Here is a 19,758-nt window from a genome sequence, read left to right as displayed (position 1 = left end):
TTCGGCAGGCGCTCATGAGCCTGGCCTGTGCCGCTTCGCGTGATACTGGTTGCCGCGCTGAAGATTGTCGTGCAGACTTTGAGAGTTCGTCCGCGCGCACTGCTTGGTTCGATCTGAAGTCTCAGTCCAGTTCGACACAGACTTCGATCTCCACGCAGGCCCCCAGCGGAATCTGTGCGACACCGAATGCCGACCGTGCATGCTTGCCGGCATCGCCGAACACGTCGACGAACAGCTCCGATGCGCCGTTGGTGACCAGATTCTGCTCGGTGAAGTCGGGCGTTGAATTGATCAGGCTCATGACCTTGACGATGCGTTTGACGCGATTCAGATCGCCGGTGTGGGCCTGTAGCGTCGACAGCAGATCGATCGCGACCGCGCGCGCCGCGGCGCGTCCCTCGTCCGTCGACATCGTGGCGCCGAGCTTGCCAACCCACACGTTGCCGTTCTTCTTCGCAATGTGGCCGGAGAGGTAGGCAAGGTTGCCACTCTGCGCGCTCATTACGTACGCGGCAGCCGGCGCGCCTGCGGGGGACAGCTCGATGTCGAGTTCTTTCAGTCTTTGGTGGATATCGTGTGATTGCATGATGTTTGTCGAGGGAGGGCAAGAGGCTGGCGCCACGGGGAGTCATCGCGAGTCATGTGGCGCCGGCGGACCGGTTTCAGTCCGGCATCGGCTCGCGGCCGAAGGCATCGAGTTCGCGCACCAGGGACTGCGCGGCCAGTTCGTGTCGATATTGCCGTGTAGGGCCTTGGAATACGGGCATGTACGGTGCGCGGCCTCCACCAGCGACTGGGCAACATCACGATCGATGCCGGGGATGTGCACACGCAGCCGTGCCTGCAGGAAGTATTCGATGCCCGCAGTGCCAAGGTCCACTTCCGAATCCACGGAAAGGTCTTCAGGCAACTTGATCTTCCGTTTGCCCGCGGCCAGTCCCATGGCGCCGATGAAGCAGGCGGAGCAGCCGGCGGCCAATAGCTGTTCCGGGTTCGTGCCGTGCCCTTTGCTGCCCGGGGACGACAACTCGATATCGAGCCTGCGGTCGTCGCTGAATGCTGAGCCTTCGCAGCACAAGACGTAACGTGGACCCGCCGGTGTAGAGGACTTTTTTCGATACGGGTCATGGCGTTTCCCTTCAAGAGCTCAATTGGTGTTTGACAGCGAATTGGCGATTGACGGTATCCCGCGCAGCCGTGCTCCGGATGTGAGATCACCGGGTTGGGGGGATGCTTTGCGCACGGACTTGAACGCCGCCCGCAGCTCCTCGGCGAACAGTTGCGGCTGTTCCCATGCCGCGAAATGCCCACCCTTCGACACCTTGTTGTAGTAGTAGAGCGACGGGTAGGCCTGCTTGCTCCAGCTTTCCGGCGCACGGTAGATCTCATGCGGGAACACCGTAATCGCTACCGGCACCTTGATGTCGCGCGTTTTCTGGGCGTCGGCGCTGAAGTTATTGTTGTTGTTCTCCCAATAGAACCGCGACGACGATGCGCCGGTGTTCGTCAGCCAGTACAGCGTGATGTCGTTCAGGATCGCGTCACGAGACAGCACGCGCTCGGGCACGCCGTTGCTGTCGCTCCACTCGGCGATCTTTTCGTAGGTCCATGCGGCCAGGCCGGACGGCGAATCCGACAGCGAATAGCCGATGGTTTGCGGACGCGTGACCATCATCCCGCCGTATGCGGCATTGCGGCCGAAGAACGTGCTCAGCGACTGGTAGGCGTCGCGCTCGGCGGCCGTCAGCTCTGCCGGCGCCGGGTCGCCGGCCAGAAGCGACTTCATGTGGTTGCCGGGCACGGTAGCAGGCATGTTGAGGTGGATCGCACGCAGGCCCGCCGGTGCCTGGCGGGCGAGGGCGTCGGAGATGACCGAGCCGTGGTCGCCGCCTTGCGAAACGTAGTGCGTGTAACCCAGGCGCTTCATCAGGACATCCCATGCGCGGGCGGTGCGTTCGGGTTGCCAGCCGAGCTCTGTGGGTCGACCCGAGAAACCGTAGCCGGGAATCGACGGAATGACGACGTCAAACGCATCCTCCGCCTTCCCGCCATACTTCTCGGGGTCAGTCAGCGGTCCAATCGTGTTGATGAACTCGAAGATGGAGCCGGGCCAGCCATGTGTCAGGATCAAGGGAAGGGCATTGGGGTTGCTAGACCGCACGTGGATGAAGTGGATGTCGAGGCTGTCGATCTTCGTGACGAACTGTGGCAGCGCATTGAGCTGCGCCTCGGCCTTGCGCCAGTCGTACTTGGTGCCCCAGTGGCGAACCAGCTCCTGGAGCTGCGCGGTCTGAATGCCCTGCGATTCGTCATTGACGAGTTCCTTGTCGGGCCAGCGCGTGGCGGCAATACGCTTGCGCAGTTCGTCGAGCTGGGCCTGTGGCACGTGGACCTTGAAGGGGCGGATGCTCTCGTCCGCGTTGGTGGCTTTTGCGGCCACCGTTTTCGGGGTGGCCTCGGCCGCCCTGGCAGGCGGTACATACCCGGCAAAGGCGAGCGATGCGGTAGCGGCGGCGATGGCGAACGGGATGCGTGGGAAGCTGCGAATGACTGCGTTTGACACGGTGATTCTCCTTATCGGTCTTGTAAATGACGGGCGCGTTGGTGCTGCATGAAAGCGTCCACGGTCCCCATTCCTGACGTGGACGAATGCGTCAGAAGTACTACTTCGATTGCTCGAGCTTCTCGATGGCTGCCGCGACAACCGCGCCATACTGTCTGTCTGGAAGGCAGTAAAGCCGAAGATCGCGCGGAGCTCTATTGGACGATGGTATTGGCGACGCCCCCCGTGCCGGGGGAAAAGCATGATTGGCCGTTGCTGCCGCCAGGCACGAATTGCCCTATCGACCTCTTCTGTTCGGGTTGTTCCATGACTGCGCAGATCGGCCCGGCACAACCCCTTCTGCGCATCGGCTGCAGCCATGCCTTCCCACTGATACGAAGGTATCGCCAATACCATCGTCCAATGGAGTTTCGTACCAACTTCCACCCAAAATCCGGCTCATGCAAGTCAGCTTCACGCGTTGCGGTCAGCAAGCAGGCGCAAAGTCAAGGCCTGAGGTCATTGGATCAATAGGAGCGGAAGAATGTCAGAGAAATTCAGATCCCGACGGCATGGCTCAATGGGCGCTGCTGCGTCGCCGCTTCCGGAGTTCGCATCGTGAGCCCGCTCGACAATCTTGCGGCCTTTCCATCCTTGGGCTATTCATGGTGGGAGCGCTCGCCCGTCTCCCACTGCTCCCGGTCACGGCGGGCCGATGGACACTGGCTTTAGTCAGGAGGCGTCGCCGTTGACCCCGATGAAATCGCCCGATGTCTGCATCGTGGTCGCCGATGCACTGGTCCTGGCCACGCGCCTGCAGCACGTCTTGCAATTTGTTGTGGCGCAAGCCATGCGGGATGCGGACGTGAATTTGCCGCAGTGGCTGGTACTTCATCAACTGCTCGACAGCACGGGAGGCACAACGCTAACGGCACTTGCGGCAGCGATCGATCAAGACCTTGGCAGTCTCTCCCGTTCCCTATACAGGCTGCGCCAGCGGCAGCTGGTCACGACGCTGGCAAAGCACGGCGACCGGCGCAAGGTTTGGCTCGAGCTCTCCCCGGCTGGCCGGGAGCTGTGCAACTCGGTTGAAGGCGCAATGCGCCGGCAGTTGGGAAGCGCGGTGGACGAGCTGCAGTCGCGTGATGCCGTTGACCAGATGACTAGCGTGATGGACCGGGCAACCGCGGCGTTGCGCGACGCTGTCATCTTGCTGCTGGAGCACACGCCGCAAGGAAAGAAGCCGTTGAGATCAGGAGAGGGTGGTCTTCAAGATGCACCTTGGTCCGGTCCCCCGCAATTGAAGCAGCCCATAGGCGCGTGCAACCGCGCATTCAATGCCGCTATTCACCGGGACGCCGGTCTCGGTTCTCAGGGCCGCAGTCTATCCCGACCGAAGCTAACCGATACGAAGGAACTCAAATGAAAATGTCTGACAACTCGTTTCCGGAATCGCGCCAATTCACCCGGCGGGATTTTCTCGGCGTCTCCGCGGCGGCCGCAGGCTATGGCGCTGGTCTGATGGCACTGGTGAGCCCGGCAGCGGCTGCGCAAGCCACAACGGCGACTGGCGGCGCGAGCGACGCAGTTCGTCCGTTCCGCGTTAGCTTCCCCCAGGAAGCTCTGGTGGATCTGCGTCGACGGATTGCCGCAACACGCTGGCCCACGCGCGAAACCGTCACCGATGCGTCGCAGGGCGTCGGACTGGCAACCATGCAGCTGCTTGCCCGCTACTGGGCCACGCAGCATGACTGGCGCAAGGTCGAAGCGCGCCTGAACGCCTTGCCGCAGTTCATGACGACGATCGATGGCGTCGACATCCACTTCATTCATGTGCGTTCGCAGCACGCCAACGCGCTGCCTGTCATCATCACCCACGGCTGGCCCGGATCTGTGATCGAACAGTTGAAGGTGATTGGTCCGCTTACCGACCCGACTGCCCATGGCGGCCAGGCGTCAGATGCGTTCGATGTCGTGATTCCATCGATTCCTGGACACGGATTCTCCGGCAAGCCAACGACAACGGGCTGGGATCCCGTCCATATCGCGCGCGCCTGGATCGTCCTGATGCAGCGTCTTGGCTACAAGCAATACGTGGCGCAGGGCGGTGATTGGGGTGACGCGATCTCGGAGCAGATGGCGCTGATCGCACCGCCGGAACTGCTTGGGATTCACGTCAATATGCCCGCGACCCTTCCGGCCGATGTATCGAAGGCACTGAAGTATGTCGAGCCGGCGCCCGCAGGCCTGTCGGCCGACGAGCAGCACGCATTCCAGCAGCTCGATACGTTCTTCAAGCACGGCCTTGGCTACGCGATTGAAATGGCCAATCGCCCGCAAACGCTCTACAGCATCGAAGATTCGCCCATCGGATTGGCTGCCTGGATGCTCGATCACGATGCCGCGAGCCAGGCAATGATTGCGCGGGTGTTCGATGGCCAGCGCGAAGGCCTCTCGCGTGACGACGTCCTCGACAACGTCACCCTGTACTGGCTGACTAAAACGGCGATCTCTTCCGCGCGGCTCTACTGGGAAAACAAGCTCGCGTTCTTCGACGTCAAGAACATCAAGATTCCGGTGGCCGTGAGCGTCTTCCCCGACGAGATCTATGCGGCACCACGGAGCTGGGCGGAACGGGCCTATCCAAAACTTATCCACTTCAACCGGCTGGAAAAGGGTGGCCATTTTGCGGCATGGGAACAGCCCCAGGCCTTTGCCGCCGAACTTCGGGCGGGCTTCAAATCCCTGCGTGGGGGAGTTTCAGCATGACGCTAGAGCCCCATGGAAACCTATCGATGAATCGATCACGCGCCGCCCGTGCAAGGAGTATGGAATGAACAGCATTGCCCTGGCCTGTACCGCCGTACTCGGATTGCTCCTGTTTGTGCTTGGGCTTGCTACCTCGATCGAGCGTTCTCGTGTCGGCGCGCTGAGTGGTTACGCACCTGAGCCCGATCGCTTGCTCACCAAACTGGTTCGCGCCCACGGAAATACCGCCGAGTACGTGTCTTTCTTCGCGGTGATCTTCCTATACCTCGGGACCCGAAATCCGCCTCATTGGCAGCTCTGGTGCATGGCGGGCGCAACGGTTTGCCGGTTGCTGCTGGTAGTTGGTTTGCTTGCATGGCCGTCCATGTCGAAACCCAACCTGGCCCGAGCTATCGGCGGCACGGGAACCTACGTGTTCGGCATTGCTCTCTGTGCCGCATTGATCGTTGGCCGCTAGCCTTTCAGAGGGATTTTCAGCCGGGCAGGAAGCGCCGGCGGGCACATTGAACCCATTGAAACTGGAGAAGTCCTGATGTTGAAATCGATCAACATGCGTCGCCGACATTTTCTCGGCACTGCGGCCGTCGGCATCGGCGCGATGGAAACGGTGGTAGGCGGGCTCGCGCATGCGCAGTCTACTCACGCCGGCGCGAACGCTGCAACGTCAAAGACCTCGTTCACCGAGATCAAGCAGATCAACGCCGGCGTACTGAACGTCGGATATGTCGAGGTCGGCCCCGCTGAAGGTGCGGTTGTGATTCTGCTGCACGGCTGGCCTTATGACATCCACAGCTTCGCTGAGGTGGCGCCTCGGCTCGTATCGGCTGGCTATCGCGTCATCATTCCGTACCTGCGTGGTCATGGGACGACGCGTTTTCTATCCGGCAGTACAGTCCGCAATGGCCAGCAGTCGGTGCTGGCCGTCGATGTCATCGCACTGATGGATGCGTTGAAGATCCAGAGCGCGATTCTCGGCGGTTTCGATTGGGGCGCGCGCACGGCCAACGTCGTTGCCGCGGTCTGGCCAGAGCGTTGCAAGGCATTGGTCTCGGTGAGCGGGTATCTGATCGGCAGCCAGGCGGCGGCCAAGGCTCCCTTGCCGCCGAAGTCGGAGTTGGAATGGTGGTATCAGTTCTATTTCGCCACGGAGCGTGGCAGGCAGGGTTACGACGCCCATCGGCACGATTTCGCGAAGCTCATCTGGAAGCTCGCCTCGCCGAAATGGAACTTTGACGATGCGACCTACGAGCAATCGGCTCGCGCCTTCCAGAATGCTGATCACGTTTCGGTCGTGATCGACAACTATCGCTGGCGCCTAAGCATCTCGAACGGGGAGCGGCAATACGATGGACTTGAAAGGCAACTGGCCGCGGCGCCAGTCATCGGCGTGCCGACAATCAGTCTCGAAGGCGACGCGAACGGCGCGCCGCATCCGGAGCCTACATCGTACGCCAAGAAGTTCGTCGGAAAATATGCGCACCGAACTGTCGCGGGCGGCATCGGACACAACTTGCCGCAGGAGGCGCCCAAGGCGTTTGCGGATGCCGTGATCGACGTCGACAGCTTCTAAGTCCTTCTGTCGAAGCCGAATTCTTGATATGGCGATGCCAGGTGAGATCGACGTCTATGGGCACTCTCGTCCCGAGTCTGTTGATGCTGCTGCTGGCATTCGGCCTGACTTCGGTTCGGCGTGAGCACCCATCTGGAAGTGGGAAAGGCGCGCAGTGATTGCTGCAATCGAGTGACGCGCCGGTGATGGCTTACCGTGCCCTGGGCGCTGTCCTTGGATTGCCGGCAAGCCGAAGTCTCGCCGCGATGGTCACCAGATCGGCGAGTGAACGTGCTTCCATCTTCCGCATGACCTGCCCGCGGTGCGCCTTGACTGTGATCTCGCTGATGCCCAGCTCGCCTCCTACCTGTTTGTTCAGGAGGCCTGATACCACCAGCGCCATGACCTCACGCTCCCGTTGACTGAGTGAGGCGTAGCGGTCCTGGATGGCGCTGAGCTCGGCTTTCTCTTCCAATGTCGCGCGACTACGCTCGATGGCTTGCCGGATCGCGTCAAGCAGGACTTCATCTTCGAAAGGCTTGGTGAGAAATTCAACCGCTCCCGCCTTCATGGCCCGCACCGTCATCGGCACGTCGCCATAGCCGGTGATAAAGATGATCGGCATGTCGGGGCGCTCAGATGCGATCAGGTTCTGCAGGTCAAGGCCGCTGAGATCGGGAAGGCTGACGTCCAGTACCAGACAGTTAGGGGCCGTGGCACGCGGGCACTCAAGAAACGCCTGCGCGGAGGCGAACGTCTCCACCCTGAAACCCGCCAGGCGGATCATCGCTTCCAGCGATTCACGCACAGAGATGTCGTCGTCGACGACGAGGACGACAGGCGGGGTGTGAACCGACGACGGTTCCGGGATGCATTCCGCGGTATGGGTGGGTGTCATCGGCAACTCCAATCACAGGCTCCTGGGGTCGTTCCAGTCCGCCCGGAGCGCGGTCTGGATCGCAGCGAGCAGAGCGGTGTCGCTGAATGGCTTGAACAGGTACTCGACGGCGCCCAGTTCCAGCAGACGCCGGCGCTGAGCCTCGTCATCGTGTGCCGTGATGAAGATGATCGGGACGGAGTGATGGCATCGCAGGAGTTCGTGCTGCAGGTCCGGCCCGGACATGCCTGTCATGGCGACATCGAGGATGAGGCATCGAGCCTGACAGACACAGCCGGAATCCAGGAATTCCTCCGCCGACGCAAAAGCCAGAGCTGCAAAGCCGAACTCGCGTAACAGGTCAGGCAGGGATTCGCGCACTGATTCGTCGTCGTCGACCACTGCGATCAGCGAGCGCTCGTCCATCACAGGGCCCTCGCGCACTGTTCATTCTCCGCGCGTGCGGGCTGGGCCGTGGCGGCGGCTGCCGTGATGTCCGGCCGGCATGGGAGGGAGAATGAAAACGTGGCGCCGACGCTTCCGTTAGGGGTCGCCCACAGGTGGCCACCATGACGCTCGATGATGGAACGGGACACGGATAGGCCGAGGCCCATGCCTCCGCCTTTGGTCGTGTAGAACGCATCAAAGAGCTTGCCCGCGTGCTCGGGGCCGAAACCGACGCCGGAGTCGGTCACGGCCAGGCGAACGCTTTCCCCATCGTGCCGTTCGATGCTGAGCAGCGTCTGCCGTGGGCGGTCGTGGACGCCGTCCATCGCCTCCATGGCGTTGAGAAGAAGATTCAGCACTACTTGCTGTAGCTGGACCCTGTCGCCTGTTACAGGTGGCAGATCGGTGGCGGCTTTCAGTCGCAGGAGGATTCGTCGCGTACGGGTCTCGGAGTGCAGCATGTCGACGACCTCGTGTGCCGCTTCCACCAGATCGATCGCGTCCGTCGTCACGGCCTCCTTCCTGAACAGCGCGCGCAGGCGCGTCAGGATATCCGAAGCGCGGCGCCCGTCGCGCACTGTGCGTCGCACGGTGTCGAGCGCGCCGTCGACGTTGGGTGGCTCCGCGCTCAGCATGCGCAAGCCTGTGCTCGCGTTGGTCATGATGCCAGCCAGCGGCTGGCTGATTTCGTGCGCAATCGAGGCGGTCAGCGCACCGAGGCTGTTGACCCGGCAAGCGTGGGCCAGTTCGGCGCGCAGGCTGCCGAGCGCCTCTTCTGACTGACGCCGCTCGGTCACATCCTGCGCGGCGCCGTTGTATTCCAGCCGGCCCTGCGGGTCACGCGTGGCGTGGGCCTGTATGAGCAGGTACTTGACCGTGCCGTCGGGCATTAGCAGGCGGTAGTCGCAGTCAAGGTCCTTGCCTTCTTGCGCATGCTCGAGCATGGCATGCAGCAGATGAAGGTCGCCAGGGTGGACACGTGCCGCGATCATGTCCGTCGTTATCGGCACCCCTGGCTCGATCCCGTAAATGCGATAGAGCTGTTCCGACCAGGTGATCTCCCCGTTTGCCGGACGCCAGCTAAAGCTCCCGCTCAGGCTGAGTTTTTCCACATTCGCCATCAGCGCTGCGCTTCGCCGCAGTTGTTCTTCGGCCCGTTTGCGCGCCGTGATGTCGCGCGTCACACAGAGTTGCACCACCGTTCCGTCGGTCCACCGCATCGGTGCGGCATGGGTTTCCATGTGCATTCGCTCGCCGTGCATGTTGATAATGTCGAACTCCAGAAAATCTTTTTCGTCGGAGCAGACTCCGTGGCTGAACTCGACGTAGCGGTTGCGATGTTCCGGCGCGACGAAATCGTAGAAATTCCGTCCGAGCAGGGCATGCTCGGACGGTGCTCCGGCTATGGCGACGCCGGCCGAGTTGACGCGCAGCAGGGTGCCGTCGCGCGCGACGACCTTCACGCATTCCGGCGTCGTCTCCACGATCGCGCGAAAGCTTTCCTCGCTTCTCTTCAATGCGAGGTTGCTTCGCGCGTGTTCGATGGCAATGCTCGCGACATGGGTGAGCTGCTCGATCAGATCGCGTTGGAAAGAAGTCGGATGCCCTGGTTCCGAGCGAAAGATTGCAAAGGTGCCGAGCGTTTCGCCGGCGCGCGACAGAATGGGTGCGGCCCAGCAGGCGCGCAGTCCCTGGGCCAGAAGGTGCTCCCGCCATGGCTGCGCAAAGCGCGCCTCCGCTGCTACATCCGGCACGATGCACGGCAATTTGGTGGTGGCCACCAGCCCGCAAGGGCCCGGTGTGGCCGCGACCGGGCTACCGTCCGCAGGGACGATGTTGGACAACTCAGGGTGTTGCGGCGCCCCCTCTTGGAAGGTGACATCGTCGGGACTAATCATGGAAATGTTGCAGAGACAGTCGTCGGAGATAGCCTCGACATGGCGACACAAGTCGTCCAGCACCGCAGGCAAAGGTTGCCCGGTGACAATCATCTCGAGCAGACGCTTCTCGGCCGCAAGGAGTGCTTCGGCGCGTTTGCGATCGTCGATATCCGTCTGCAGAAAATGCCACAGAACGATTCGGCCCGCGCTGTCGCGCAATGGAAAGCCCTGCACGTGAAACCATCTGTAGACGCCGTCCGCACGGCGGTGGCGGGACTCGGCCTCATACGGCTGGCCAGTCCGGAGCGACGCTTGCATCCGGCTAACGATCGCTTCCAGGTCATCCGGATGCAGCATGCCGTTGCTCTTCCAGGCTTTGACTTCCTCGAGTGTCGCCCCGGCGTAATCGAGCGTATGGCGGTTGGCATGAAAAACTTCACCCTCCGGCGTAAAGAGGATGACCCGGGTGGGCATGCTGTCCACGATCCGTCGATAGCGCTGTTCGTCCAGACGCGGTGCTTCGTCGGCTTGCTTGCGCTCCTCGATGTCCGTGTTGATCCCGCACCAGTTCACGACCTCGCCGGCAGCGTTGACAATTGGATTGGCACGGCACAGGAACCAGCGATACACGCCGTCGAAGCGCCGCATGCGCGCTTCCGCCTCGCCCGGCTCGCCAGAAGCGATGGTGACCCGCCACGCTTCAACCAGCGCGGGCCGGTCGTCGGGGTGGAACGCCGTCAGCCAGCACTCGCCCGACGCTTGCTCGCCAGAAAGCCCGGTGTACTCGCACCAGCGCCGATTCACAAAATCGACGCGACCGTCGGCAAAGGCGGTCCATACCAACCCTGGCAGCGCATCGAGGGTGCGTCTGAGGTCACTTTCCATCACGATTCATCTTGCCGGCTTTCCATAACGCCACGATCGCTGGGTGCGGTCGGGTAGTCAATATACTTTGGTATCGGTCCTGGCGCTCAGTGGCTGCGTGGTAGCGGCTCAGCTGCGTCCGGCACGTCGCACAAGCGCCTGCGCGCAGTTCTCACCAATACCAATGTCCAATGGAACTGCCGCTGGCCTCTGGGATAACTTGTCTACTGGAACGCAGCCTTCAGATGGAAGCATCCATGGCAATGGTGCCGCTGCATAGCCGAGGTGGCATTCCGGTGTCTCCTGATGACGCGAACCGTGCTCTTCATTATCGCCGTCAAGCGCGTCGGCTGTACGGCTTACCACCTGGCCGCCGTCAGCTGGCGCCGCTAAGCATCGGTGTCGACGATTGCTGTCCAGACGTTGAGCGCACGTTGACGGGCGCCATGCTGCTGATGGTGCTGGCAAGCTCGATGTATGTCATGAGTATTGCGCTGGGGCACCTGGGTGACGTTCTGCGCTAACGCGCTGCCAGCCTCATTCCGTCCTCCTTTGGGGGGGCACACTCGCTTGTGGGAGGACGCCATGCGACCGCGATATGCAACTGAAGATGACTGGCCGGAGGTGAAAGCGCTTCTGAGCGCTTCGTTACTTGCAGTCGATGGGATGCGCGAACAAGTCACGCAGTACATCGTGTCCCGCGACAACGCCGGGCTTCTGGGCTGCGCCGGAATCGAGCGATACGAGACCACGGGCGTGCTTCGCGTTCTCGTCGTTGTGCAACGTGCAAGATCCGCAGGTCTCGGCGAACTGCTGATGGCGGCCATCGTGGCTGACCTGCGGCTGCGAGGCGTCAAATCAATCGTGCTGGAGACCAAGAGTGCGTCCGGATACTTCGCACGCCTGGGCTTCGCCCCGATCGACATTTCAGCGCTGCCACAATCAGTGCGCGCCGCTCACGGGTTCCGCCGCGATCTGAACGGGATCGGGACCTTGATGCAGTCCGCGTTGTGAGCAACACCGGTGCCATGAGTCAGCTTCGCATCGGATCTGCTCAGATGGCGCTGAGCATCCCATTGACGATACCAAGGAGAAAACGTGTTATGACGGCCAACGCAAATCAACGTAATTCGAACGCCGTGGATTGGCTACGGGTTCAAACCTACACGCAAGGTGTGATCGGCCCAAGTCAGCCGATGCTCGGGCCGCTCGCGGACGGGGGGACCCTGGTTGCCGGCACGCCTCCGGGTTGCTGGGGGCCGATGATCACACCGGCCTTCGAAGGCGGTCATGAGGTGACTCAGCCCGTCGCGATCGCGGGAGCCGAGGTTGGTGACGCAGTCGCAATCAAGATCCGGCACATGCGGGTGACGTCGTTCGCCACGTCGTCTGGAGTCATGAAGTTCGTCGAAGGCCGCTACCACGGCGATCCGTTCGTGGCGAAGTTCTGTGGTCAATGTGGTACCGAGCATCCGGCCAGTCACGTAGAGGGTATTGGCCACGACGCGATTCGCTGCAATAACTGTGGTGCGGAAGTGAGTGCCTTCTGCTTTAGCCATGGCTACGTCATCGTCCTCGACCATGAGAACCAACTGAGTCTGACGGTAAATCAGGAGATTGCAAATCGCCTTGCGGGCAAAGCACCAGAAATGTCCGCACTGCCGGAACTTGCTGCGCAGCATTCGATCCTGTCGCTGGCGCGGGCGGACATGGCAGGCGTTGCGTCGCGCATGCGGCCGTTCCTCGGAAATATTGGCACCACGCCTGCACGCGATATTCCCGACTCGCACAACTGTGCCGACTTTGGGCAGTACCTGATCGGAGCGCCGCATCGGTTCGCGATGACGAATGAGGAACTGCATGCGGCCAAGACCGACGGTCACATGGATACCAACTCGGTACGCGAGGGCGCAGTCCTTATCTGTCCGGTCCGAGTGCCAGGCGCCGGCGTGTACCTCGGTGACATGCATGCGCAACAGGGAAATGGCGAGATTGCTGGGCATGCCACCGATGTGTCCGGTGAAACGGAACTGCAGATCGAGGTAATAAAGAACCTGACGATCGGCGGCCCGATTCTTCTCCAGAACGCTGAGGATCTGCCGCCGTTGGCGCGGCCGATGACGAAGGAGGAGCGTGAGAAGGTGCGCGAGCTAGGTGCCCGCTGGGGACAGATTGAGATCGAGGAGTCGGCACCCATTACTTTCATCGGGAGCGGTGTCGATTTGAACGCTGCAACAACGAACGGATTGCAGCGCGCTGCCGGCATGACCGGTCTGCCTTACGACGAAGTCTTGAATCGTGCGACGATTACCGGTTCGATCGATATCAGCAGGCTACCCGGCACGGTTCGCGTGACGTTCCTGTGCCCCCTGGCCATACTCGATCGTATCGGAATCGGCCGCCTGGCGCGGGAGAAGTACCTACTGGACTGAAGTAGCCAACAGGCTACGTGGACATAGCTCCGGCCTGCCCCGGTGCCAGGACGACTTCGAAGTGTTCGGGAGGCGCTTCGCTAACCATCATCTATGAGCAAAAGCGCGCCGACGCAGTGCGTCGGCCATTACACGAGATACCAGCAGAGCCCCGATCATGGCGCTGACCGCAAATACGGCCTTGTCCGGGTCGAGGTGGACATCCTCGTCAACAATGCTGGCGCCAGTACGGGCGGGCCGAAGCGCCACGCTGTGCAAGGCACCGCAGCAGTTCCAGCTTGAGTTCGCGTTCCATTTATCCCATCTTTGCGGAATCCTCGAACTCAGCGAACACGCGGGCTTGTACTGCGTCCATGACTGCCAGGACCTGTGCGTCGGCTGGGGCGCTCGCCGCTACGCCGGTAGCGTCCTTTGGCTTCGAGCCAAGCGGATAGAAAACAAAAGCCGTGTCAAACTTGCCTGCCGACTCTTTCTTCAGGTTTCGGTTGAGCGCCTTCAGGTACCGCTTCTTTATGGTCTTCGACATAGGTTTCGTCGCTTTCTGCATCGTCAAGGATGAACGGCTGTCCGGTGTGGATACATGCGCGCATAGCGATCACAGGGACATCGCCCGTCGTGGGTGTATTGGCCATGTCATCGAAGCGCCTCGATGGCTCATCGCTCCGTTGGGGCCAGCCAACAGTCCGAAAGCTCGCATCGGTTTACATTTCGGCAATTATTGCAGGCTATTTCCCAACCTATCTACTAAGGCGTTTGGTACCACTGCGGCGCCACCCAGGTCAAGCGCCCAGCTCCCGTCGCGGGCTGTGCCGCGAGAGTAAGGGAGGTAAAGTCCTGGGATTTGGCTGCCACACGGGTGCCGGATGGGATATCGTCCCGAGCCGCGTCCGGGTTGGCGGGAGTTTGCGCTGTCGCATCAGATTTCAAGCTGCGAAGCCGAGCGATTGTGCGTTTTGCGGCGAATAGCGGCAGATACATATGCACACGGGCATCCGCGCTTAGCTCGAGGTAGGATTCCCTGACCAACTCTGGGGGGAAGCCCGTGTGGACCGCGATACTCGCGACCATATGGTCTTGATCCTCCGTTCTCATCGCTCCCCTTCCATTCTCTTTCGCGCAGGTGACAGCAGAAGTGCCTATTCGCGGCCGCGGCTGTCGTACTGATGTGACGTCTGCGGTAGCACTGCTTCGAGGACGCTGTCCCGAGCAGTGCGCTGCTGGAATGCAGCCTCGCCAGGCCCGCTACCAGTGGCTTCGCCTCATTCGGGTGGCGGCGTCGGAGAACAACCGATTGGTTGGTGCACTGGTGCCCGGATTTTGAGACGCTGGCTTCTTGACCGGTTGCACGCACGATTCACTCGGCGCAATCGTGCGGAAGAAGGGGGAGGTCAGCGGTGCCGTGAGGGCGGACAGCGGCCCGGATCGCCTGCAAGACGTCCGCCCCCGCACCGCTGCCCAGCACCAGCAGCACCTTCAGCCAATGAGGACAGGGGGTGCATGATATATTCGCATGCGAACGAAATCCCTTCTCCTATGCCGTCGTACACATGGAAGTCGCCTCATCTATCTGTTGAACGTGGGCCAGCGGCGCCTGCAGCGGTGATCGCAAGCGCGCACTGCCGCGGGTGGTGTGACATCAGCCCAGGCCGGGCTGCTGTTCTTTCTGGGCGGGAACGATGGCGCGCTGATGAGCGAGGCTGCGGCGGCGCTGGATCTGGGGGCGCCCGGGATGAGCGGCCTGGCCGACCGGACCGAAAGGGCAGGCCTGATCGAGCGCCGGCCGGACGGGACCGACCGCCGGCCATCGCGCCTATGGTTGACGGATGCAGGGCGCACTGCTCGCCAGCGTTCCAAGGCGAGCATGAAGGTATTGAATACCAGACTGACGGGAGGTCTCACCGCAGCCGAGATCGACGTGGTGGCGCGGTGGCTGACCAGCCTGCAGACAAAGTTTCCGGCCGCCGACGAGGGCGAGCCATAGCCTGGGCTGCGGCTGGAAAGCCAGGCCGGTCGACTTACTGCCCGGCAACCTTGGTGAAGTCCGGTTTGCGCTTCTCGGCGAAGGCGGAGAATGCTTCCCTGGCTTCAGCACTGGCTAGCCGCTCCTCGAACCTGGCGCTTTCGCTGTGCATCTGCGAAACCAGTTTTTCCGCATCGCGCATCAGCTTTTTCATTGCGCTGAGCGAGCCGGGCGGCCTGGCGGCAATCTTCTCGGCCATCCGGCGCGCTTCGGCCCGTAACTGGTCATTGGCGCAAACCTTGTTCGCGATGCCCCAGGCCACTGCGGTTTGCGCGTCAAGCGGCTCGCCCAGTGCGAACATTTCGAAGGCGCCGATCCGCAGCGGCAACAGGTAGCTTGAAGCCGCTTCGGGAACAAGGGTGAGATTAACGAAGGGTGTGATCAGCTGCGCGTCCTGACCGAGCACGACGTAATCGCAATGCAGTAGCATCGTGGTCCCGACGCCGACGGCCTTGCCGTTGACCGCGGCGACAATCCGTACGGTCGAGTTGGCGAGGGCGTGCAGAAAGCGATGCACTTGACTTCGCTGGCGCCCTTTCCCGCGGCGATCACGGCGAACTCGCCGATGTCATTGCCGGCTGTAAACATGTCCCCGTCCCCCTGAATCAGCAGGACTCGGATATTCGGGCCGTGCTGCGCCTGCTGAATAGCGTCGGCGAGTGCGCCATACATCTCGTCCGTCAAGGCATTTTTCTTGTCCGGCCGGGCAAGCTGCATGCTCCGTGCGAGCATCAGTGTTAGGTTCGCATGCAAAGTATATAGATAATTCGCATGCGAAGTAACCCTGCGCCAGACCGCGAGCCTTCGATCCGCTCTCTGGACAGTTAAAAGCGGTGTCGGACGCCCATCACCGCACCCAGTTGACTCTGGCGAGGCTGCACGCCGTGCGTCGGCCTCCACGCCGCCAACAAGGTTCAGGTAGCAACCAAAGGCCTGCCGCCGGACGACAAGGCCTGCGGGCGCCGCAACCGGCGCCCGTCCGGACGTGGAATTACCGCGCCACGCCGTACCGGGCCGCAGGCTGGTCACGCGAGAGATTGGGGCCGAGCGCGGCACGTGCAGCATCGAACGCCTTCCAGTCGGCATCGTCAGGCAACGACGGCACGGTAACCACCTCGCCCTGATCCAGCCCCGAAAGCGCGGCATCGACCAGGTCGTCGCCGCTCATGACAATGCCTTGCGGCAAGTTCTCGACCGGCTGGCCGGCGGTATCCCAGAATTCGGTTCGCGTAGCCCCGGGCAGCACGGCCTGTACGCGCACGCCCTTGCCGGCAAGCTCATGCTGCAACGATTGGGTAAAGGCCAGCACGAAGGCCTTCGAGCCACCATAGACCCCGTTCAGAACCTCGGGCGCCACCGCGACAATCGAAGCGATGTTGATGATGGTGCCTTCGCCGCGTGCCACGAAGGCCGGGGCTGCGGCATAGGTGAGACGAGTCAGAGCCGTGACATTGAGCTCGATCATCGCCTGCATTTTGTCGACATCCGACACCAGCAACGGTGCCGCGGCGCCAACGCCGGCATTGTTGACCAGCGTGGTGATGCTGGCATCGGAGCGCAGCAGGTCTTCGATGCGCCGGACATCGGCAGCCAGCCCAAGGTCTGCGGTCACGATCTCGACCGAGCGGCCGGTGTCGTCGGTGATACGGCGGGCCAGTGCCTCGAGCCGGGAGCGGCTGCGTGCAACCAGGATCAGGTCATGGCCCCTGCGTGCGAGGCGGTCCGCATAGATGGCGCCGATGCCGGAAGATGCGCCGGTGATGAGTGCGGTGCCGGCGTGGGAGTGGGAGTGGGTTGTCATGTCAGAATTCCATGGTCGGTGGGGAAGAATGCGTCTGGCAGTCGGTGGGGAATTTCCTAGTGGCTGCGTGAAACGAAGATTAGGCGCACAATGGCGATGACACCAATGGCATAGATGCCACCTTTTCTGCCATGGCCACAGACGGCGCCAAGACGGCCCGAGGAGTTCCATATGCATCACGTAGCGCTCGTCCTATATCCCGGGTTCCAGGCGCTGAACCTTGCCGTATCGACGGTGCTGGAATTTGCCAACCGCTCGCTCCTGCAGCCGCTATACCAGGTCCACCTGATCTCCGAAGACGGTGGCCCCGTGCTGAGTTCCGGCGGCTTTTCGGTCAACACCGAGCCGTTTGGCCGACGCCGCTTCGACACTGTGCTGGTGGTGGGAGACAACGACGCTATGCCTGCGTCACCCGGGCTGGTGAAATTCCTGCAACGGGCATCGCGTACGTCCCGGCGCATTGGTGCTACCTGCACCGGCGCCTTCAACTTGGCCGAAGCCGGGCTGCTGGACGGCCGACGCGCCACCACGCACTGGTACTACGCGGAGCAGTTGCGGCGGCGCTTTCCAAACATCGCGGTGGAAGAAGACCGGATCTTCATCATCGATGGCCCGGTGTGGACCTCGGCCGGCATGTCGGCCTGCATCGACCTGGCGCTGGCGCTTGTGGAGAAAGATGCTGGGGGCGCCGTCGCACGCGATGTGGCGAAGAAGCTTGTCGTGTACCACCGCCGCGCCGGCGGGCAGTCTCAGTTTTCGGCACTGCTTGACCTGGAGCCCCGGTCTGACCGGATCCGGGCGGCGCTGGATTTCGCACGCCAGAACCTTCAACTGGAGCTTTCGGTGGAGAAGATGGCTGAGGCGGCGCACCTGAGTCCGCGCCAGTTCGCACGCGCGTTCCGGGACGAAACCGGCCAAACGCCAGCGAAGGCAGTGGAGCATCTGCGCGTGGAGGCGGCCAGACTGATGATGGAAAGCGGCCGCCATGCCATCGATGTGGTGGCACGGGATACCGGTTTTGGCGATCGCGAGCGCATGCGGCGCGCATTCTTGCGGGCCTACGGGCAGCCGCCGCAGGCCATCCGGCGCATGGCGCGCGGCGACGAAGTTTGGGCCGCGTAGGAATATGGGCTCCTGCGTCAGATACAGTGAGATACACGGAGCGTCGAAGGCTTTGGATTTCGTCCTACGAGAATATGCTCCTATCTGCAAGGCAGCGCCTTGAGTGCTGCCTGTCAGCACTCAACGGGCAGGCGGAGGAACGAAGCCAGCAAGCTTGCGGTGGTCTGCGGCTGTTCCATCGGCGGCCAGTGACCGGAGTCTTCGATGACGGCCATTGCCGCGCCGGGAAAGCGCGCCGAGCAAGCCTGCTCGACCATTGCGATCGGAATGACTGGATCCTCGTTCGCCGCAATCACCAGCACCGGGCCGGCAAAGGTGCCGGGCGCATTGCCGCTGGGGTGGCCGCCGGTGAAGGCGTCGTAGTAGGCCTTCACGGCAGCCTTTTCCATCATGTTTGCAGGATCGGTCAGGCGCATCAGCTGATTGACGGGGAGCTGGCGCGAGAACATCCTGCGGATTGCCCGTTGGGCAGGCGCATCGCCGCTGCAGTTGCGGAGCAGGGTACGGACGTCTTCGGGCAGAGTGTTGCCGGCCAGCGGTGTCGGCGTGATCAGCACCAGGGCTGCAGTGCGATCCGGCAGGCGCGCGGCCACGAGTTCAGCGATCTGCGCGCCCACGCCGTGGCCCACCAGCGCCGCGGCGTAAAGTTCGTCCTCAACGATCAGTCTGGCGACGTCGTCGACCGCCTGCTCAAGCGAGTGGGGCCCGCCGGCGTTGCGCCACGCGCCAGCACCGCGTAGATCCGGCGCAACGATGGTGATCGCCTGTGCGGGCCATTGGGCGATCAACGGATCCCATCCGACATGGCTATCGAGGAAGCCGTGAATTCAGCACGAGCGAGTTAGTTATGCGTTGGCGAAAGCCTGCGAGCTGCGACACGGACAAGATCTATCTCCTGTAAGAACTGCTTTTACGCGCCCGGTGTGCCACCTTGGGCCGCGGCATTGCCCAGGCCGCGGTATTGCCCAACAATCTGGAGGAGCAAATATGAACATTCAATACATCGAGGATCTGGCGCCAGGCCAGAAATACGGTTCCGGGCGGCTGCGCGTCGAGGCAGACAGGATCAAGTCCTTCGCCGCCGAGTTCGACCCGCAGCCTTTCCATCTCGATGATGCGACTGCCCGCGACACCCTGTTCCGCGGCCTGGCCGCGAGCGGCTGGCACACGGCGGCACTGACCATGCGCCTGCTGGTCGACGGCGAACTCCGCCCCGCGGGCGGCATCATCGGCGCGGGCTTCGAGGAGTTGCGCTGGCCCAAGCCGGTGCGCCCCGGCGATGAGTTGCATGTCGAGAGCGAGATCCTGGAGGTGCGGACCTCGAAGTCGCGTCCTGATCAAGGCATCGTGAAGGTGCGCATCACAACCCTCAACCAGCATGACGAACCCGTGCAAGCCGGCGTCGTCAATCTGGTCGTGCAGTGCCGTTCCGGCGGTAACGCTTAAACGGGGGCG

At 62.2% G+C, this 19,758-nt stretch carries 18 protein-coding genes and 3 pseudogenes; 10 read left to right on the top strand and 11 right to left on the bottom strand.

What is annotated here, in order from left to right:
* Window positions 1–121: 121 nt before the first annotated feature.
* The 3 genes and pseudogenes from KB879_RS33225 to KB879_RS33215 form a co-directional block, all read right to left on the bottom strand.
* The gene (locus KB879_RS33225) at window positions 122–586 is read right to left on the bottom strand and encodes a RidA family protein (protein WP_211983738.1); all 465 of its coding nucleotides are present in this window, start codon (window positions 584–586) and stop codon (window positions 122–124) included.
* Between the two features lie 138 nt (window positions 587–724).
* Window positions 725–1,128 (bottom strand): annotated as a pseudogene (locus tag KB879_RS33220) (Ohr family peroxiredoxin); the annotation flags it as partial.
* A 109-nt stretch (window positions 1,129–1,237) separates the two neighbouring features.
* A pseudogene (locus tag KB879_RS33215) lies at window positions 1,238–2,548 on the bottom strand (epoxide hydrolase family protein); the annotation flags it as partial.
* Between the two features lie 751 nt (window positions 2,549–3,299).
* Between KB879_RS33215 and KB879_RS33210 the strand changes: the two are divergent.
* The 4 genes from KB879_RS33210 (at window position 3,300) to KB879_RS33195 (ending at window position 6,881) form a co-directional block, all read left to right on the top strand.
* Window positions 3,300–3,968 carry a MarR family winged helix-turn-helix transcriptional regulator gene (locus tag KB879_RS33210; protein ID WP_249221573.1) on the top strand — a complete coding sequence of 223 codons (669 nt, stop codon included), beginning with the start codon at window positions 3,300–3,302 and terminating at the stop codon, window positions 3,966–3,968.
* On the top strand, window positions 3,965–5,311 hold the full coding sequence (locus KB879_RS33205; protein ID WP_371827465.1) for an epoxide hydrolase family protein: 1,347 nt from the start codon (window positions 3,965–3,967) through the stop codon (window positions 5,309–5,311). The genes KB879_RS33210 and KB879_RS33205 overlap by 4 nt, the downstream gene beginning before the upstream one ends.
* Window positions 5,312–5,375: 64 nt before the next feature.
* A complete protein-coding gene (locus KB879_RS33200) occupies window positions 5,376–5,768 on the top strand; it encodes an MAPEG family protein (RefSeq protein ID WP_211983732.1) in 393 nt (130 codons plus the stop codon).
* Between the two features lie 75 nt (window positions 5,769–5,843).
* On the top strand, window positions 5,844–6,881 hold the full coding sequence (locus KB879_RS33195; RefSeq protein WP_211983730.1) for an alpha/beta fold hydrolase: 1,038 nt from the start codon (window positions 5,844–5,846) through the stop codon (window positions 6,879–6,881).
* 190 nt (window positions 6,882–7,071) lie between these two features.
* Here the strand turns inward: KB879_RS33195 and KB879_RS33190 are convergent, their stop codons facing one another.
* Genes KB879_RS33190 through KB879_RS33180 form a run of 3 tightly spaced genes read right to left on the bottom strand, consistent with a single transcriptional unit; the run spans window position 7,072 to window position 10,949 of the window.
* The gene (locus KB879_RS33190; protein WP_211983728.1) at window positions 7,072–7,758 is read right to left on the bottom strand and encodes a response regulator transcription factor; all 687 of its coding nucleotides are present in this window, start codon (window positions 7,756–7,758) and stop codon (window positions 7,072–7,074) included.
* Between the two features lie 12 nt (window positions 7,759–7,770).
* On the bottom strand, window positions 7,771–8,163 hold the full coding sequence (locus KB879_RS33185; protein ID WP_211983725.1) for a response regulator: 393 nt from the start codon (window positions 8,161–8,163) through the stop codon (window positions 7,771–7,773).
* Window positions 8,163–10,949 (bottom strand): PAS domain S-box protein, encoded by a 2,787-nt coding sequence (locus tag KB879_RS33180; protein ID WP_211983723.1) that lies wholly within the window; start codon window positions 10,947–10,949, stop codon window positions 8,163–8,165. The genes KB879_RS33185 and KB879_RS33180 overlap by 1 nt, the downstream gene beginning before the upstream one ends.
* A 224-nt stretch (window positions 10,950–11,173) precedes the next feature.
* On the opposite strand from KB879_RS33180, the gene KB879_RS33175 reads away from it, so the two are divergent.
* From KB879_RS33175 to KB879_RS33165, 3 genes are all read left to right on the top strand, one after another.
* On the top strand, window positions 11,174–11,452 hold the full coding sequence (locus KB879_RS33175) for a hypothetical protein (RefSeq protein WP_211983721.1): 279 nt from the start codon (window positions 11,174–11,176) through the stop codon (window positions 11,450–11,452).
* Between the two features lie 142 nt (window positions 11,453–11,594).
* Entirely contained in the window at window positions 11,595–11,942 is a 348-nt protein-coding gene (locus KB879_RS33170) for a GNAT family N-acetyltransferase (RefSeq protein WP_249221490.1), read from the top strand.
* 89 nt (window positions 11,943–12,031) lie between these two features.
* Window positions 12,032–13,360 (top strand): acetamidase/formamidase family protein, encoded by a 1,329-nt coding sequence (locus KB879_RS33165; RefSeq protein WP_211983716.1) that lies wholly within the window; start codon window positions 12,032–12,034, stop codon window positions 13,358–13,360.
* A gap of 295 nt (window positions 13,361–13,655) precedes the next feature.
* On the opposite strand, the gene KB879_RS33160 is transcribed toward KB879_RS33165, so the two are convergent.
* Together KB879_RS33160 and KB879_RS33155 are read right to left on the bottom strand one after the other, a co-directional pair.
* Window positions 13,656–13,886, bottom strand: coding sequence for a hypothetical protein (locus KB879_RS33160; protein ID WP_211983714.1), 231 nt, complete (start codon window positions 13,884–13,886; stop codon window positions 13,656–13,658).
* 218 nt (window positions 13,887–14,104) lie between these two features.
* Complete coding sequence (locus KB879_RS33155) at window positions 14,105–14,428, bottom strand: DUF3562 domain-containing protein (RefSeq protein WP_249221489.1); 324 nt, start codon at window positions 14,426–14,428, stop codon at window positions 14,105–14,107.
* Between the two features lie 562 nt (window positions 14,429–14,990).
* Here KB879_RS33155 and KB879_RS33150 point away from each other — a divergent pair.
* On the top strand, window positions 14,991–15,341 hold the full coding sequence (locus tag KB879_RS33150) for a MarR family winged helix-turn-helix transcriptional regulator (RefSeq protein WP_249221488.1): 351 nt from the start codon (window positions 14,991–14,993) through the stop codon (window positions 15,339–15,341).
* A gap of 34 nt (window positions 15,342–15,375) precedes the next feature.
* Here KB879_RS33150 and KB879_RS33145 read toward each other — a convergent pair.
* Together KB879_RS33145 and KB879_RS33140 are read right to left on the bottom strand one after the other, a co-directional pair.
* Window positions 15,376–16,112: pseudogene (locus tag KB879_RS33145) on the bottom strand (enoyl-CoA hydratase-related protein).
* Window positions 16,113–16,371: 259 nt separating this feature from the next.
* A complete protein-coding gene (locus KB879_RS33140) occupies window positions 16,372–17,181 on the bottom strand; it encodes an SDR family oxidoreductase (RefSeq protein WP_211983710.1) in 810 nt (269 codons plus the stop codon).
* A 171-nt stretch (window positions 17,182–17,352) separates the two neighbouring features.
* Between KB879_RS33140 and KB879_RS33135 the strand changes: the two genes are divergently transcribed.
* Window positions 17,353–18,303 (top strand): GlxA family transcriptional regulator, encoded by a 951-nt coding sequence (locus KB879_RS33135; protein ID WP_211983708.1) that lies wholly within the window; start codon window positions 17,353–17,355, stop codon window positions 18,301–18,303.
* A gap of 113 nt (window positions 18,304–18,416) precedes the next feature.
* Here KB879_RS33135 and KB879_RS33130 read toward each other — a convergent pair whose 3' ends face one another.
* On the bottom strand, window positions 18,417–19,091 hold the full coding sequence (locus KB879_RS33130) for an alpha/beta fold hydrolase (RefSeq protein ID WP_211983706.1): 675 nt from the start codon (window positions 19,089–19,091) through the stop codon (window positions 18,417–18,419).
* A gap of 199 nt (window positions 19,092–19,290) precedes the next feature.
* On the opposite strand from KB879_RS33130, the gene KB879_RS33125 reads away from it, so the two are divergent.
* Window positions 19,291–19,749 (top strand): MaoC family dehydratase, encoded by a 459-nt coding sequence (locus tag KB879_RS33125; protein WP_211983704.1) that lies wholly within the window; start codon window positions 19,291–19,293, stop codon window positions 19,747–19,749.
* Window positions 19,750–19,758 lie beyond the last annotated feature (9 nt).

This window comes from Cupriavidus sp. KK10, assembly GCF_018223725.1.
Lineage (GTDB): Bacteria > Pseudomonadota > Gammaproteobacteria > Burkholderiales > Burkholderiaceae > Cupriavidus > Cupriavidus necator.
Note: the sequence above shows the minus strand (reverse complement) of the source record. Positions and strands in the feature narration are given on the sequence as shown.